At 69.3% G+C, this 14,717-nt stretch carries 12 protein-coding genes; 2 read left to right on the forward strand and 10 right to left on the reverse strand.

Annotated features, from left to right (window positions below):
- Positions 1 to 4: 4 nt before the first annotated feature.
- The 7 genes from ACGFZQ_RS45600 to iolC are packed head-to-tail and all read right to left on the reverse strand — an operon-like array spanning position 5 to position 8,568.
- Positions 5 to 1,432, reverse strand: a complete 1,428-nt coding sequence (locus ACGFZQ_RS45600) for a sugar porter family MFS transporter (RefSeq protein WP_393845449.1) — start codon at positions 1,430 to 1,432, stop codon at positions 5 to 7.
- 9 nt (positions 1,433 to 1,441) lie between these two features.
- Entirely contained in the window at positions 1,442 to 2,392 is a 951-nt protein-coding gene (locus ACGFZQ_RS45605) for a TIM barrel protein (protein WP_393845450.1), read from the reverse strand.
- 40 nt (positions 2,393 to 2,432) lie between these two features.
- The gene (locus ACGFZQ_RS45610; protein WP_393845451.1) at positions 2,433 to 3,929 is read right to left on the reverse strand and encodes a CoA-acylating methylmalonate-semialdehyde dehydrogenase; all 1,497 of its coding nucleotides are present in this window, start codon (positions 3,927 to 3,929) and stop codon (positions 2,433 to 2,435) included.
- Between the two features lie 29 nt (positions 3,930 to 3,958).
- Positions 3,959 to 5,836: a 3D-(3,5/4)-trihydroxycyclohexane-1,2-dione acylhydrolase (decyclizing) gene (iolD, locus tag ACGFZQ_RS45615; protein ID WP_393845452.1), complete on the reverse strand. Its 1,878-nt coding sequence runs from the start codon at positions 5,834 to 5,836 to the stop codon at positions 3,959 to 3,961.
- Positions 5,833 to 6,711 (reverse strand): 5-deoxy-glucuronate isomerase, encoded by an 879-nt coding sequence (iolB, locus tag ACGFZQ_RS45620; protein ID WP_393845453.1) that lies wholly within the window; start codon positions 6,709 to 6,711, stop codon positions 5,833 to 5,835. Before iolB ends, iolD begins: the two co-directional genes overlap by 4 nt.
- Entirely contained in the window at positions 6,708 to 7,580 is an 873-nt protein-coding gene (locus ACGFZQ_RS45625; protein WP_393845454.1) for an aldolase, read from the reverse strand. The genes iolB and ACGFZQ_RS45625 overlap by 4 nt, the downstream gene beginning before the upstream one ends.
- Before the next feature lie 4 nt (positions 7,581 to 7,584).
- On the reverse strand, positions 7,585 to 8,568 hold the full coding sequence (iolC, locus tag ACGFZQ_RS45630; protein ID WP_393845477.1) for a 5-dehydro-2-deoxygluconokinase: 984 nt from the start codon (positions 8,566 to 8,568) through the stop codon (positions 7,585 to 7,587).
- A 208-nt stretch (positions 8,569 to 8,776) separates the two neighbouring features.
- On the opposite strand from iolC, the gene ACGFZQ_RS45635 reads away from it, so the two are divergent.
- Complete coding sequence (locus ACGFZQ_RS45635; RefSeq protein WP_393845478.1) at positions 8,777 to 9,778, forward strand: LacI family DNA-binding transcriptional regulator; 1,002 nt, start codon at positions 8,777 to 8,779, stop codon at positions 9,776 to 9,778.
- A gap of 384 nt (positions 9,779 to 10,162) precedes the next feature.
- Here ACGFZQ_RS45635 and ACGFZQ_RS45640 read toward each other — a convergent pair whose 3' ends face one another.
- The 3 genes from ACGFZQ_RS45640 to ACGFZQ_RS45650 are packed head-to-tail and all read right to left on the reverse strand — an operon-like array spanning position 10,163 to position 13,136.
- Complete coding sequence (locus tag ACGFZQ_RS45640) at positions 10,163 to 11,050, reverse strand: ATP-binding cassette domain-containing protein (RefSeq protein ID WP_393845455.1); 888 nt, start codon at positions 11,048 to 11,050, stop codon at positions 10,163 to 10,165.
- A gap of 5 nt (positions 11,051 to 11,055) precedes the next feature.
- Positions 11,056 to 12,132 carry an ABC transporter permease gene (locus ACGFZQ_RS45645; protein ID WP_393845456.1) on the reverse strand — a complete coding sequence of 359 codons (1,077 nt, stop codon included), beginning with the start codon at positions 12,130 to 12,132 and terminating at the stop codon, positions 11,056 to 11,058.
- Positions 12,132 to 13,136: a sugar ABC transporter substrate-binding protein gene (locus ACGFZQ_RS45650; protein ID WP_393845457.1), complete on the reverse strand. Its 1,005-nt coding sequence runs from the start codon at positions 13,134 to 13,136 to the stop codon at positions 12,132 to 12,134. Before ACGFZQ_RS45650 ends, ACGFZQ_RS45645 begins: the two co-directional genes overlap by 1 nt.
- Before the next feature lie 760 nt (positions 13,137 to 13,896).
- Between ACGFZQ_RS45650 and ACGFZQ_RS45655 the strand changes: the two genes are divergently transcribed.
- Positions 13,897 to 14,658, forward strand: a complete 762-nt coding sequence (locus ACGFZQ_RS45655; protein WP_393845458.1) for an SDR family NAD(P)-dependent oxidoreductase — start codon at positions 13,897 to 13,899, stop codon at positions 14,656 to 14,658.
- Positions 14,659 to 14,717 lie beyond the last annotated feature (59 nt).

Consider the following 14,717-nt stretch of genomic DNA (forward strand, 5'->3'; position numbering starts at 1 on the left):
GGGGTCAGGAGAAGCGCGCCCGGAGTTCGGCTTCTAGGGTTTCGAGGGTGCGGCCCCTGGTCTCGGGGACGTAGAGCTTGACGAAGGTGAGCGAGAAGACGCCCGCCACCACGAAGAGGAAGAAGGTGTTGGAGATCCCGATCGCGGAGACCAGCGACGGGAAGACCAGGCCGATGGCGAAGTTGGTCAGCCACAGCACCACCGCCGCGACACCCATGCCGAAGCCGCGCATCCGCATGGGGAAGATCTCGGAGAGCATCAGCCAGGTCACCGGTGAGATCGCGCCCTGCTGGAAGGCGAGGAAGGTGACCGTCATCGCGAGTACCGCGAACGCCCGGCCGTCACCGGAAGGCAGCACGAGGGAGAAGACTCCGATCTGCAACAGGGCTGCTGTCGTGCCGATCTGACCGGTCATCAGCATGGGGCGGCGGTTGACGCGGCCCAGCAGCCAGATGCCGACGAAGGTCGCGAGCACCGAGATGACGCCGTTGGCGATGTTCGCGGTCAGGGCGCTGTCGGCGGTGAAGCCGGCGTCGGTGAGGATCTGGGTGCCGTAGTACATGATCGTGTTGACGCCGGTGATCTGCTGCACGATCGCGATGCCGAAGCCGACGAACATCAGCCGGCGCAGCGACGGCGTGGACTTCATGTCCTGCCAGCCGCCCAGCTTCTGCTGGTCCTCCTTGACGGCGAGCGCGGACACCTCGCGCAACTCGGCCTCGGCGCGCTGCTGGGACCGGACCTGCTTCAGTACGTCCAGGGCCTCGCTGAAGCGGGTCTTGGAGGCCAGCCAGCGCGGGCTCTCCGGCATGACCAGCATGCCGAACCAGAGCACGACGGCCGGGATCGTGGCGAGCACGAGCATGTAGCGCCACACACCGCCGGACTCACCGCCCACCCGGGCGATGATCGCGTTGGAGGTGAACGCGAGCAACTGCCCGCTGACAATCATGAGTTCGTTACGGGTGACCAATGCCCCGCGCCGCTCGGCGGGCGAGATCTCGGCCAGATAGACCGGCACGGTCACCGACGCACCGCCGACCGCGAGGCCGAGCACGAACCGTGCCACGACCATCACGGCGGTGTTGGGCGCGAGCGTGCAGCCGAGTGCGCCGACGAAGAACACCACGGCGAGGACGAGAATCGTACGGCGGCGTCCGCGCGCGTCCGAGAGCCGTCCGCCGGTGACCGCGCCCAGGGCCGCGCCGAGCAGCAGCGAGCTGGTGACCATGCCCTCGGTGAAGGGGGTCAGGCCCAGGTCGTCGGTCATGTAGGGCAGGGCGCCGTTGATGACGCCGGTGTCGTAGCCGAAGAGCAGTCCGCCGAAGGTGGCGATGACGGTGATGAGCCGCAGCCGCCGCGACACCGCCCAAGGGGCGTCGTCCGCGACCGTGGTGGCCGGGGCTGCGGTCGTGTCGTCCCTGACGTCCATGGCTGCCTCCTACCGGTCGAGCTGCGGGCGGCGGGTACCCGTGAGTCCGCAACCGGCCAGGTGCTCACGCGTGTTGACCGCGATGGGCAGCGGCACCTCGGGCGCGCACGGGTACAGGTCCTGCTCGACGATCACGAACAACTCGGCGTCGAGCTGGGCGAGTTCGGCCACTACGTCGGCCGGGTTCGGCACGCCTGCGGGAGGTGATACGCATACCCCGCGCTTGACCGCCTCCCCGAACGACAGGTCCTCGGCGGCGACTTGGGCCAGCACCGCAGGGTCCATCTGCTTGATGTGGACGTAGCCCACGCGCTCGCCGAAACGACGGATCAGGTCCAGGTTGTCGCCGCCGCCGTAGGCCACATGGCCGGTGTCCAGGCAGAGGTTGGTGTAGCGCGAGTCCGACTCGTTGAGCAGCCGCTCGATCTCCGGCTGGGTCTGGATGTGGCTGTCGGCGTGCGGATGGATCACGAGCCGTACGCCGTACTCGTCGAGCAGCAGCTTGCCGAGGCGGTCGGCGGAGCGGCCGAAGCCCGCCCACTGGTCGGCGGTCAGCTCGGGCGACTCGGTGAACGCGCCGGTCTTCTCGTCGCGGTACATGGGCGGGATGAGGACGAGGTGGTGCGCGCCGGCGGCCGCGGTCAGCGTGGCGACCTGCCGGACGTGGGCGAGCATCTCGTCCCACGCCTCCGGGCGGTGCAGCGCGCCGAACGCGGTGCCGCCGGAGACCTGCAGGCCGCGGGTGTCCAGCTCCTCCCTCAGGCGCTGCGGGTCGGTGGGGAGGTAGCCGTACGGGCCGAGTTCGAGCCACTCGTAACCGGCCTCGGCCAGCTCGTCGAGGAAGCGGGTGTACGGCACCTGGTGCTCGTCTTCGGGGAACCAGATGCCCCAGGAGTCCGGGGCGGAGCCCAGGCAGAGGTTGCCGGCGACGGTGCGGAGGGGGGATGGCGCCATTGCCATGGTGAGTCCTTTGCGGAGTGGGGACAGGGAGCCCTGGGGGTCAGCTGGAGGTGGGGAAGTCGAAGCCGGCGTTCACCTGCTGGGCGGGCTGGGGCCAGCGGGTGGTGACGACCTTGGGGCGGGTGTAGAAGCGGATGCCCTCGGGGCCGTGGACGGGGGAGTCGCCGACGAGGGAGTCCTTCCAGCCGCCGAAGGAGTAGTACGACATCGGCACGGGGACCGGGACGTTGATGCCGATCATGCCGACCTTGACGTTGCGCTGGAACCGGCGGGCGGCTTCGCCGGAGGCGGTGAACAGGGCGGTGCCGTTGCCGTAGGGGTTGGCGTTGATCAGCGCGATCGCCTCGTCGAGGGACTCGGCGCGGACGACCGCCAGAACCGGGCCGAACAGTTCCTCCTTGTAGGCGTCCATCTCGGCCGTGACGTGGTCGAGGAGGGACGGGCCGGTGAAGAAGCCGTCGGCGTACGCGGGGTCGTCGAGCTTCAGTCCGCGGCCGTCCACGACGACGGTGGCACCCTGCGTGGCGGCGACGCCGACGGCGTTCTCGACGCGTTCCTGGGCGACCTTGGTGACCAGCGGACCCATGTCGGTGCCGGGGGCGTCACCGGGACCGACCTTCACCTCGCGCGCCTTGCGCTCCAGCACCTTGACCAGCCCTTCGGCCGCCTCGCCCACGGCGACGGCGACGGAGAGGGCCATGCAGCGTTCGCCCGCGGAGCCGTAGGCGCCGGCGGTGATGTGGTTGGCGGCGAACTCCAGGTCGGCGTCCGGGAGGACGACGGCGTGGTTCTTGGCGCCGCCGAGGGCCTGGACGCGCTTGCCGTGGGCGGTGGCCTGTTCGTGGACGTACTTGGCGATGGGGGTGGAGCCGACGAAGGAGACGGCCTCGATGCCGGGGTGGGTGAGGAGGGCGTCGACGGCGTCCTTGCCGCCGTGCACGACGTTGAACACGCCGTCGGGCAGGCCCGCCTTCTGGTACAGCTCGGCGACGAAGTTCGCGGCCGACGGGTCGCGCTCACTCGGCTTGAGAATGAACGTGTTGCCGGTCGCGATGGCCATGGGGTGCATCCAAAGGGGCACCATGGCGGGGAAGTTGAAGGGGGTGATGCCGGCGACGACGCCGAGGGGCTGGCGGAAGTCGTGCACGTCGATGCCGCGGGAGACCTGGTCGGAGAAGGATCCCTTGAGCACGTCGCCGAGGCCGCAGGCGAATTCGACGACCTCGCGGCCGCGGGTGATCTCGCCGCGGGCGTCGTCGACGGTCTTGCCGTGCTCGGCGGAGATGATGCGGCCGAGTTCCTCCTCGTGGTCGACGAGGAGCTGGCGGAAGGCGAACATCACCTGGGTGCGCTGGGTCAGCGACGACTCGGACCAGGTCTCGAAGGCACGCGAGGCGGCCTGGACCGCGCTGTCCACGTCGGCGGCGCCGCCCAGGGTGACCCGGGCCTGCTCGGCGCCGGTGGCCGGGTTGAACACCGGGGCGGTGTCCGTGCCGGAGACCGGTGAGCCGTTGATCCAGTGCTGGATGGTCTTCACGGTGGGGGTTTCCTTTGCGGGGACGGGACTTACAGGTAGTGCCGCTGGGCGAGCTTGTGGGCCGCGTACGCCTCGTACGCGGCCTGGGTGGACTCCAGCGCGGAGGTCTGGCTGACCGGGACGTCCCACCAGCCGTGGCCGGGCGGGTTGGGTCCGTAGAGGTCGGTCTCGACATGGACGACGGTGGTGCGGGTCGCGGCCTTCGCCTTCTCCATCGCCGTACGGAACTCGTCGACGGAGGCGGCGTGCAGGACGTCCGCGCCGAGCGAGGAGGCGTTGGCGGCGAGGTCGACGGGGAGGACGTCCCCGTCGAGCAGGCCCGTATCGCCGCTGCGGAAACGGTACTTGGTGCCGAACCGCTGCGAACCGAGCGAGTCCGACAGCGCGCCGATAGATGCGAAGCCGTGGTTCTGGACCAGGACGACGATGACCTTGAGGCCCTCGGAGACCATGGTCACGATCTCCTGAGCCATCATCAGATACGAGCCGTCGCCGACGAGTACGACAACCTCGCGCGAGGGGTCGGCCATCTTGACGCCGACACCGGCGGCGATCTCGTAGCCCATGCAGGAGTACGCGTACTCGACGTGGTACGCCTTCGGATCCCGGGCGCGCCACAGCTGTTGGAGGTCGCCCGGCATGGAGCCGGCGGCGTTGATGACGACGTCACGGTCGCCGAGTACGTCGCCCAGGGCGCCGAGGATCTCGGTCTGGGCGGGCAGCGGGCCGTGGCCCACGGTGAAACAGCGGTCCTCGATCTCCCTTGTGCGGGCGATGAGTCGACGGGTGTGCTCGCGGTACTGAGGATCGACCTCCCAGTCGGTCAGGGTGCCCGCGAGGGCCTCGATGCCGAGCCGGGCGTCGGCCACCAGCGGCTCCGCGGAGTGCTTGACCGCGTCCAGGCGGGCCACGTTGAGGTTGACGAAGGCGACGTCCGGGTTGCCGAAGACGGTGTGGCTGGCGGTGGTGAAGTCGCTGTAGCGGGTGCCGATGCCGAGGACGACATCGGCCTCCTTCGCCAGCTCGTTCGCCGCGTAGGAGCCGGTCGAGCCGATGCCGCCGACCGCGCACGGATGGTCCCAGGCGACCGCGCCCTTGCCCGCATGGGTGTCGGCGACCGGGATTCCGGTGGCCGCGGCGAAGGCCCGCAGTTGGGTCTCGGCACCGGAGTAGACGGCCCCGCCGCCCGCGACGATCAGCGGCTTCTTCGCGTTGCGCAGCAGGCGCGCGGCCCGTTCCACGACAGCGGGCTCCGGCACCGGACGGCCCACGTGCCAGACACGGCGCCGGAAGAACGCGACCGGCCAGTCGTACGCCTCCGCCTGCACGTCCTGGGGCAGTGCCAGCGTCACGGCACCCGTCTCCACCGGATCGGTCAGCACCCGCATCGCGGCCAGCGCGGCCGGGATCAGCTGCTCGGGCCGGGAGATCCGGTCGAAGTACTTCGATACGGCCCGGAAGGCGTCGTTGACCGTGACGTCCCCGCCCCGGGTGTCCTCCAACTGCTGGAGCACCGGGTCCGCGACGCGGGTGGCGAACATGTCGCTGGGCAGCAGGAGCACCGGAATGCGGTTGGTCGTGGCGAGGGCCGCACCCGTGATCATGTTCGTCGAGCCGGGCCCCGTCGAGGCCGTGCAGGCGTAGGTCGCCAGCCGGTCGCGCATCTTGGCGTACGCCACCGACGCGTGCACCATGCCCTGCTCGTTGCGGGCCAGGTAGTAAGGCAGATCGGCCTCTTGCGTCATGGCGGCCTGCAGCAGCGCCTGGCCGATCCCGGCCACGTTGCCGTGCCCGAAGATGCCCCAGACGCCGGGGATCAGCCGCTGTTCCTGGCCGTCCCGCTCGCTGTACTGGTTGGCCAGAAAGCGGACCAGGGCCTGCGACGTGGTGAGTCGTACGGTGTTCATCGCTGCGTGACCCCTTCGAAGGGAAGCCGGTCGTCGACGTCCTGGGACTCCCAGGTCCCCCGCACCCACCCGTGGGCCGGGTCGTCGCAGATCAGCCAGGCGCGTTCCTGCCCCGGGCCGGCCATGACGTTGAGGTAGTAGAGGTCGTAGCCGGGCGCCGCGATCGACGGACCGTGCCAGCCGTGCGGGATCAGCACGGTGTCGCCGGAGCGGACCTCGGCGAGCACGTCGATCGGCCGCTCCGGCGTGCCGTAGACCCGCTGGTAGGCGAAGCCGCCCTCGCCCGCGACCTGGAAGTAGTAGATCTCCTCCAGCTCGGACTCCTCGCCGGGGCGGGCCTCGTCGTGCTTGTGGGGCGGGTACGAGGACCAGTTGCCGCCGGGGGTGAGGACCTCGCACACCAGCAGCTGCTCGGCCTCGAACGTGCCGGGCAGGCAGTAGTTGTTGACCTGCCGGGAGCAGGCGCCGGCCCCGCGCAGCTCGACCGGAACGTCCTCCTTGGGCCCGTACCGAGCGGAGAGTGAGCTCCGCTCGGTACGGGCGGAGGGCAGCGCGTACGTCCCACCGTCCGCGCTGCTGATCAGGGCCTCCGACTCGCGGGGGAGGTAGGCGAAGTCGGTGGCCGAGGCGAACACACCCGTCCGGCCGGCGAGTTCGAAGGCCCTGCCGTCCGTGGTGACGGTGCAGGAGCCCGTCAGCGGCAGGACCAGGATCTCGGAGTCTCCGGTGTGCAGGGTGTGCGCCTGGCCCGGCCCCAGGGTCAGGATCCTGAGGCCGGAGTGTCCCCAGCCCGCCGACTCGGGCGTGACCAGGAGGTCGTAGGGGCCGTCGGCCGAAGTTCCCTTCTGCAGGTGGTACTTGCTGGTGTCCGTCACAGCAGGCTCACCGCCTTGTCGACCGCGCCGGCGACGTCACCGTTGGACGGGTAGAGCAGGGAGCGGCCGACGACCAGGCCCTGGGCTGTGGGGAGTTTGAGGGCCTTGCCCCAGGAGGCGAAGGCCGCTTCGGGGTCCTTGACCTCGCCGCCCAGCAGCAGCGCGGGCAGCGTCGAGGAGGCCAGCACCCGCTCCATGTCCGCCACGACCGGGAGCTTCAGCCAGGTGTAGGCGGTGCTGCGGCCCAGACCGGAGGCGATGGTGATCGACTTGACGACGGCGTCCGTCGAGAGGTCGTTGCGGATCCTGCCGTCCTGCCACTCGGACATGAACGGCTCGATCATGGCGATGAGTTGGCGGTCATTCAGCTTGTTGACGGCGCGGGCGGTGCTTTCGAGGGCGGACGGGGTCGCCAGGTCGTCGAGGGCGATACGGGTGAGCATCTTGCCGCCGTCGAATCCCATCGCGGCGATCGTCTCGGCGTCGTACCCGGTGAAGCGGTCGTCGATCTCGAAGGCGGAGCCCGCGAGTCCGGCCCGGTTCATGGAGCCGAAGACGCTCTTGCCGTCGAGCACGCCGAGCAGCAGCAGGTCTTCCAGGATGTCGGCGGTGCCCAGGACGCCCGTGACGCCGGGCCGCTCCAGGGCCGTGCACAGACGGTCGAGAAGTTCGAAGCGGTCGGCCATCGCGGTGGGGTCGGCGCCGACGCCGTTGGCGCCGCGGGCGGGGTGGTCGGCCGCGACGATCATCGCCTTGCCATGGGCGCCGAGGAGCGAGGTGGCTTTCACGCGGCGTGCTGCCGCTGCCGCGATGGCGCCGGGGTCGTTGACCCGGGCCTCCACGATCCGGCTCACGTTGTCGGACGGCACGTCGTCACGCCTTTCGTTCGATGGAAGCGGTGGTTGCCTCGCGGAGCTTGGCCTCGACCTCGGACTCGGTGGGCATCGCGTCGGAGCAGGAGAGACGCCCCGCGACCAGGGCGCCGGCGGCGTTGGCGAAGGCGACCGTGCGGCGGGTGTCCCAGCCGGACAGCAGACCGTGGCAGAGCGCGCCGCCGAAGGCGTCACCGGCACCGAGCCCGTTGACGACGTCCACCGGGACCGGCGATATCTCGACGGCCGAACCGTCGCGGCCGACGGCCAGGACACCCTTGGGTCCCTGCTTCACCACGGCCAGCTCCACCCCGGCGGCGAGCAGTGCCTTCGCGGCGGCGTACGGCTCGCGTTCGCCGGTGGCGACCTCACACTCGTCCAGGTTGCCGACGGCGACGGTGGTGTGGCGCAGGGCCTCGGCGTAGTAGGTGCGCGCCCGGTCCGCGTCGGCCCCGGCTGTGTCCTTCCAAAACGTCGGCCGCCAGTCCAGGTCGAAGACCGTCGGGCCCGACTTCGCCCGGTGTGCCAGCGCGGCCAGGGTGGCCGAGCGGCTCGGCTCCTCGCTCAGCCCCGTCCCGGTGACCCAGAAGATCCGGGCGTCGCGGACGGCGTCCAGGTCCAGTTCAGCCGGCTGGATGTCCAGGTCGGGGGCCTTGGGCAGGCGGTAGAAGTACAGCGGGAAGTCGTCCGGCGGGAAGATCTCGCAGAATGTCACCGGCGTCGGCGCGACGTCCGACGTACCGACGAACCGGCTGTCGACGCCGTACCCCTCCAAAGCGGTGCGGACGAAGTCCCCGAACGGGTCCCGGCCCGTCTTCGTGATCACGGCCGTGGAGCGCCCGTACCGGGCGGCGGCGACGGCCACGTTGGTCGGACTCCCGCCCAGGTACTTGCCGAACGACGTGACCTCGGCCAGCCCCACACCGGTCTGGAGCGGATACACGTCCACCCCTACGCGGCCCATGGTCAGCACTTCGAACGGCATCACGCTGGTTTCCCTTTCGTGCCGGAGGCGGGGACTCTCACAAGATTCGCTGTCGCGCTCTACTAGCGCGCTCTAGTCTGTGTACGATGACCCCTGTCCAAATGTCATGTCAATACCTTGTTGCTGGGAGATTTCGAGAGGCCCGTAGGGTTGGCGGCGGCGGAAGGTGGGTTCACAGGTGGATGCGTCGGGAAAGCAGCGGCCCACGATGGCGGACGTCGCCGCGAAAGCGGGGGTGTCGCGGGCGCTCGTCTCGATCATCTTCCGCGGTCAGCCAGGGGCGAGCGAAGAGACTCGGAAGCGGGTGTTGCGAGTCGCCGACGAGATCGGCTACCACCCCGACAGCGCGGCCCGGCTGCTGGCCCGCGGCCGCAGCCGCACGCTCGGCGTGATGTTCACCGTCCACCAGACCTTCCACGCGGACCTCATCCAGGGCATATACCCCGAGGCCGAACGCCTCGGCTACGACGTCCTGCTCTCCGCGGCCACCCATGGCCGCAGCGAGGCGAAGGCGGCCGAGGCGCTGCTCAGCCACCGCTGCGAGGCGCTGATCCTGCTCGGCCCCGAAGCCGAGGCCACGTATCTCGACGAACTCGGACACCGGGCAGCGACCGTCTCGGTCAGCCGCCGGGTGTCCCGCGCCCGCGTGGACTTCGTGCACAGCGCCGAGGGCAAGGGCGTACAGCAGGCCATGGAGCATCTCGTCGAACTGGGGCACCGCCGGATCGTGCACATCGACGGCGGCCGGGGACCCGGATCGGCCGAGCGGCGGCGTGCCTACCGGGCCGCGATGCGCCGGCACGGGCTGGAGTCCGAGGCGCGGGTGATCCCGGGGGAGCACACGGAGGAGTCGGGCATCGGGGCGGGCCGCCTGCTCCTGGCGGAGCGCGATGGGGGGCAGGCCCTGCCGACGGCGGTCCTCGCGGGCAACGACCGGTGTGCGTGGGGCCTGCTGATGGCCTTGACGCGGGCGGGCGTCGACGTCCCGCGCGATGTGTCCGTCGTCGGGTACGACGACAGCCACCTCTCCCATCTGATGCCGATCGGCCTGACCACCGTCCGCCAGGACGCGGCACTGATGGCGGAGCATGCCGTACGGTTCGCCGTCCAGCGGCTGGAGAACCCGGAGCTGGAACCTCGGGAGGCCGTACTGGACCCGAAGCTGGTGGTACGCGGTACCAGTAACGCGGCACCAGAAGCGTCGACCTGAGATATAGGCTGTGCCGGCCGCCGTGCGATACGTGTGGACACGGCGGCGTCGTTCGCGGTTCGCGGTGACCGCGTGACCCTGGGGACCTCGCCGGCGTTGCCCATGGTGACGAGGCCGGTCCGGTGAGGACGGGCGCGGTGCTGCCGCCGTTGAAGTTCCCGTTCGTCTTGCACAGCCACAGGGCATCGACGAGAGGCAGCCCAGTTCGACCGGGTGCCCCCCAGCAGTTGGGGCCTTTGGCCTTGCCGCGCTGGGGTGGCACCGAGCGCACGCTTGTCGAGATCGCGCCTTCGGCGATGTGGGCGGGGAGCCAGGACGCCCTGCATCAGATGCGGACAGCTGAAGCGTTCGCCGTAGCGAGGATGCCCTTTCGGGACATGCCCACTACCGGACCGTGAGGTCCGTCGCCTCGGGGAGTTCTTCGACGTCGACGCCGCGGACCTGGGACAACTCGTGCTTGAGTGCGGCGAGTTCGGTGCCGCCGGCCATGTGGTTGGTGAGCTCTTCGAGGGTGATCTCGCTGCGCTCGGCGGAGAGTTCCAGGGTGCCCAGGCGCAGCACGCTGAAGTGGTCGCCGACCATGTAGGCGTGGTGCGGGTTGTGGGTGATGAAGATGACCCCCAGACCGCGTTCGCGGGCGGCGGCCACGTACTTGAGGACGACACCGGACTGCTTGACACCCAGCGCGGCGGTCGGCTCGTCCAGGATCAGCACCCGCGCCCCGAAGTACACAGCCCGGGCGATGGCCACGCACTGGCGCTGGCCGCCGGAGAGGGTGCCGATGGGCTGGTCCAGGTTGTCCAGGACGATGCCCATGTTGCGCAGCTCTTCGTCCGCGGTCTGCTTCATCTTCTCGATGTCGAGACGGCGCACCGGCCAGGGGCCCTTGGTCATCTCCGAGCCGAGGAAGAAGTTGCGCCACACCGGCATCAACGGCACGACGGCCAGATCCTGGTAAACGGTCGCGATGCCCTTGTCCAACGCCTGGCGCGGCGTGGTGAAGTGCACCGGCTCGCCGTCGACGAGGAACTCGCCCTCGGTGTGCTGGTGCAGGCCGGAAATGATTTTGATCAGGGTCGATTTGCCGGCGCCGTTGTCACCCAGCACACAGGTGACCTGGCCGGGGCGGACCGCGAGGTCCACGCCGTGCAGGGCGCGGATGTTGCCGTAGGCCTTGCCCGCGTTGCGGAGCTGGACGAGGGGGTGGTCGTCGCCCTCGGGCGCGGTGTCGATGAGGATCGCGCCGTGGGTGCCGGTTCCGTTGCTTGTCATGGAGGTCACCTCCGGGTCGCGGTGCGCTGCACCCACAGATTGATGAGGACGGCGCCGAGCAGCATCACGCCGAGGAACGCCTTGAACCAGTCGGGGTTCCAGCCGGCGTAGACGATGCCCTGCTGCACCATGCCGAACATGAAGGCACCGAAGACCGGGCCGATCGCCGAGCCCGCGCCGCCGGTCAGCAGACACCCGCCGATCACCGCCGCAGAGATGTAGATCAGCTCCTGGCCCACCCCTTCACCGGACTGCACCGTGTTGAAGGAGAACAGCTGGTGCATGCCGATGAACCAGGCACCGAACCCGACCAGCATGAACAGCGAGATCTTCGTGAACGCCACGGGCACGCCGACGGCCCGCGCGGAGTCCTTGTTGCCGCCGACCGCGAAGACCCAGTTGCCGTACTTGGTGCGCAGCAGGACCCAGGTCGCGATGGCGGCGAAGAGCAGCCACCAGAAGATCGTGATCTTCACCTGGACGCCGCCGATGTCGAACGACGACGCGAAGACCTTCTTGGCCTGGTCGAAGCCGTCCATGGTGCTGATGTCATCGGTCGCCACGTTGCCGGTGACCAGCTTGGTGACCGCCAGGTTGACGCCCTGCAGGATCAGGAAACTGCCCAGGGTGACCAGGAAGCTCGGCAGCCCCGTCCTGACCACCAGCCAGCCGTTCAGGAACCCGATCCCGAGCGACACGACCAGGGCGGCGACAACACCCACCCACACGTTCATCGTCAGCTGGTAGCTGAGCATCGCCGCGGTCAACGCCGAGGTGATGACCGCGACACCGGCGGAGAGGTCGAACTCCCCGCCGATCATCAGCAGGGCGACCGGCAGCGCCATGATGCCGATGGTCGACGAACCGTAGAGGATGTTCGCCATGGAGCCGGCCTCGCGCACCGGCGGCGCCGAGATCAGGAAGAACACGTAGACCGCGGCGGCGCCGAGGAACACGCCCACCTCGGGACGCGCCAACAGCCGTAGAACCGGGGGTCGTTCAGAAGTCCGGCCGTCGGTCGTCTTCGGGCCGGGGGCCGGCGGTGTGGTCACCGCCGGCTCGGCATGCTGGGTCACGCTCATCACCGGGTGCCCTTCGCGGCGAACTTCGCCACCGTGTCGACGTTGGTCTTGTCGATGAAGGCCGGTCCGGTGAGGACGGGTGCGGTGCCGCCGCCGCTGAAGTTGCCGTTGTTCTTGTAGAGCCACAGCGAGTCCACCGCCAAGTAGCCCTGCAGATACGGTTGCTGGTCGACCGCGAACTCGACCTTGCCGTCCTGGACGGCCTTCACCAGGTCCTGGTTGAGGTCGAAGGTGGCGAGCTTGGCCTTGCTGCCGGCATCGGACAACGACTGGATCGCCGTCAGCGCGATCGGGGCGCCGAGGGTGACCACCTGGTCGATGGACTTGTCCTGCGTGAGCTTGGCGGTGACCGTCGACTTCACCGACGGCATGTCCGTGCCGTTGACGTAGAGGATGTCCGTCTTGCCGCTGAAGCCCTTCTTCAGACCGGCGCAGCGGGCCTCCAGGGCGACCTGCCCCTGCTCCTGGATGACGCAGAGGGCGTGCTTGGCGCCGAGCTGGTTCAGGCGCTGACCGAAGGCCTGGCCGGCGATGTTCTCGTCCTGGCCGAAGTACTCCAGCATGCCGAGCTTCTTCCAGTCGCTCACACCGGAGTTGAAGCCGACGACCGGGATGCCGGCCGCCTTTGCCTTGGCCACGACGTCCTTCATGGCGTCGGGCTTGGCAGCGGTGAGGGCGATGCCGTCGACCTTCTGGTCGATGGCGTTCTGCACCAGGTTGGCCTGGTTGCCGGCGCTGGGGTCGGACGAGTAGACGAGCTTGATGTTGTCCTTGGCGGCAGCCGCCTGGGCGCCCTTGCGGACCAGGTCCCAGAAGGTGTCACCGGGGGAGGCGTGGGTGACCATGGCCACCGTCATACGCGCGGTGGTGGCCTTGCCCGCCGAGGCGTCCGCACCTCCTTCCTCGGACTTCTTCCCGCCCGAGCTGCTGGAACAGCCGGCGGCGAGCAGGGTCCCGGCGAGGACGGTGGCGGTGAGTACTGCGGCTCGGTGGTTTCTGTGCATGTCCCTTGCACCTCGCTGTGCTTGTCGGGGTGGAGCTGTGGCGGGCAAAAGCGCGTCCGGCGTCGGCGGCCGATGCACGATCACCGAGTGGCGACGCGGTGCCCGAGTGGCGTGTATGTGCCGTGCGTGGCGGCGGGTTCTCTTCGGCGGTCGTAGGTGTGGACCGTCTGGTCAGCGACTGGAGCGCTTTAGTAGCGCGCTCTAGTTGGAGAGACTATGAAGCCGTCTCCGCGGGGATGTCAACAGGTATGTCAGGACGTACCAACAAAGTACTCGGAATGAAACTGAGTCGCGGATCCGGTCACGAGGTGAGCGGCACCGACCACGCGGGTGCTCGCCCCGGTGGGCCGAGCGCCCGACGCGGAGGAATGGCGGAATCTCTCATGTGGCTGATCGAGGACGGTGGCGCGGGCCGTCTGTCGCCGCCGGCTGAGGCGAGTGGGCCGCCCGCCCGGCAGGGCTGTCCTGGGTTTCGTGTAAGACCTGGCGTGTCCCGTCCGGCGTGAGAGGCGGCCTCTGTCGGGAAGGATCACCAATGGTGATCAGGGGTGAGAGCTCGCTCAAGGTGGAGAACTCCCGGCCCGGTCCGGCTATGCCGCGCGCGTCAGGCGCGTCCTGTTCGCCATGCTCCGAAGCGACACCCGACTAAATGGCGCAGTGTGACGTAAAGTGGGTTTCGGGGGACCTGGACATGCAGGGCGGTCCCCGTCCTGCGGTGCCGTCCGGGTTCCGAAGGATGTCGGGTGCAAGGAGGCATGGCATGACCAAGGAACTTGACGGGCGACGGGTCGTCGTCACCGGCGGCGCCAGCGGTATGGGGGAAGGCATCGTGCGAGCCTTCCCGGGGCTGGGGGCGAAGGTTGTCTCGCTCGATCTGTCCGCGGACAAGGGGGCGGAGATCGCCAAGGAGGCCGGCGCGCACTTCGTCTCCTGTGATGTCTCCGAGCAGGCATCGGCCGAGCGTGCCTTCGCCGACGCCGTGGAACACCTGGGCGGGCTGGATGTGCTGATTCACGCGGCGGGCATAGCCCCGGGTGGCCGCGCCGAGGAGATCACCCTCGACACGTGGCGCAAGGTCGTCGATGTCAACGCCACTGGTACCTTCCTCGCCAACCAGGCGGCCTTCGGCCACCTCAAGGAGCGGGGCGGCCGGATCATCAACTTCGCCTCTGCCGCCGGTGTTCAGGGGTACCCGGGCAAGGCCGCCTACGCCGCCTCCAAGGGGGCCGTGGTCGCCTGGACGCGGTCCGCGGCCGTGGAATGGGCTCCGTACGGCATTACCGTCAATGCCATCGCGCCGGCCATCTGGACGCCCATGTACGACAAGACCCGTGCCTCGATGAACGCCGGGCAACTCGCTGAGCATGACGCCCAGATGGCCAAGGCCGTGCCGCTCGGCGGCAAGCTCGGCGACGTCGAGAGGGACCTGGTTCCCGTCCTGGCGTTCCTGGCTGGTGAGGGGTCGCGATTCATGACCGGTCAGGTCTTCCCCGTGGATGGCGGAACCCTGATGATGCGCTGACGTTCCCACGTGTGCGGCGGGCCGGACGGCGTGTGCGCCGTCCGGCCCGCCGCACACCG

The organism is Streptomyces sp. NPDC048254 (assembly GCF_043201895.1).
In the GTDB taxonomy this organism is placed as follows: Bacteria; Actinomycetota; Actinomycetes; order Streptomycetales; family Streptomycetaceae; genus Streptomyces.

Excerpts from the sequence above, each read along its gene's own strand:
- ACGFZQ_RS45650 (WP_393845457.1), bottom strand. The coding sequence starts at position 13,136 with ATGCACAGAAACCACCGAGCCGCAGTACTCACCGCCACCGTCCTCGCC.
- ACGFZQ_RS45655 (WP_393845458.1), top strand. The coding sequence starts at position 13,897 with ATGACCAAGGAACTTGACGGGCGACGGGTCGTCGTCACCGGCGGCGCC.
- ACGFZQ_RS45645 (WP_393845456.1), bottom strand. The coding sequence starts at position 12,132 with ATGAGCGTGACCCAGCATGCCGAGCCGGCGGTGACCACACCGCCGGCC.
- iolD (WP_393845452.1), bottom strand. The coding sequence starts at position 5,836 with ATGAACACCGTACGACTCACCACGTCGCAGGCCCTGGTCCGCTTTCTG.
- iolC (WP_393845477.1), bottom strand. The coding sequence starts at position 8,568 with ATGCCGTTCGAAGTGCTGACCATGGGCCGCGTAGGGGTGGACGTGTAT.
- ACGFZQ_RS45635 (WP_393845478.1), top strand. The coding sequence starts at position 8,777 with ATGGCGGACGTCGCCGCGAAAGCGGGGGTGTCGCGGGCGCTCGTCTCG.
- ACGFZQ_RS45640 (WP_393845455.1), bottom strand. The coding sequence starts at position 11,050 with ATGACAAGCAACGGAACCGGCACCCACGGCGCGATCCTCATCGACACC.
- ACGFZQ_RS45600 (WP_393845449.1), bottom strand. The coding sequence starts at position 1,432 with ATGGACGTCAGGGACGACACGACCGCAGCCCCGGCCACCACGGTCGCG.
- ACGFZQ_RS45605 (WP_393845450.1), bottom strand. The coding sequence starts at position 2,392 with ATGGCAATGGCGCCATCCCCCCTCCGCACCGTCGCCGGCAACCTCTGC.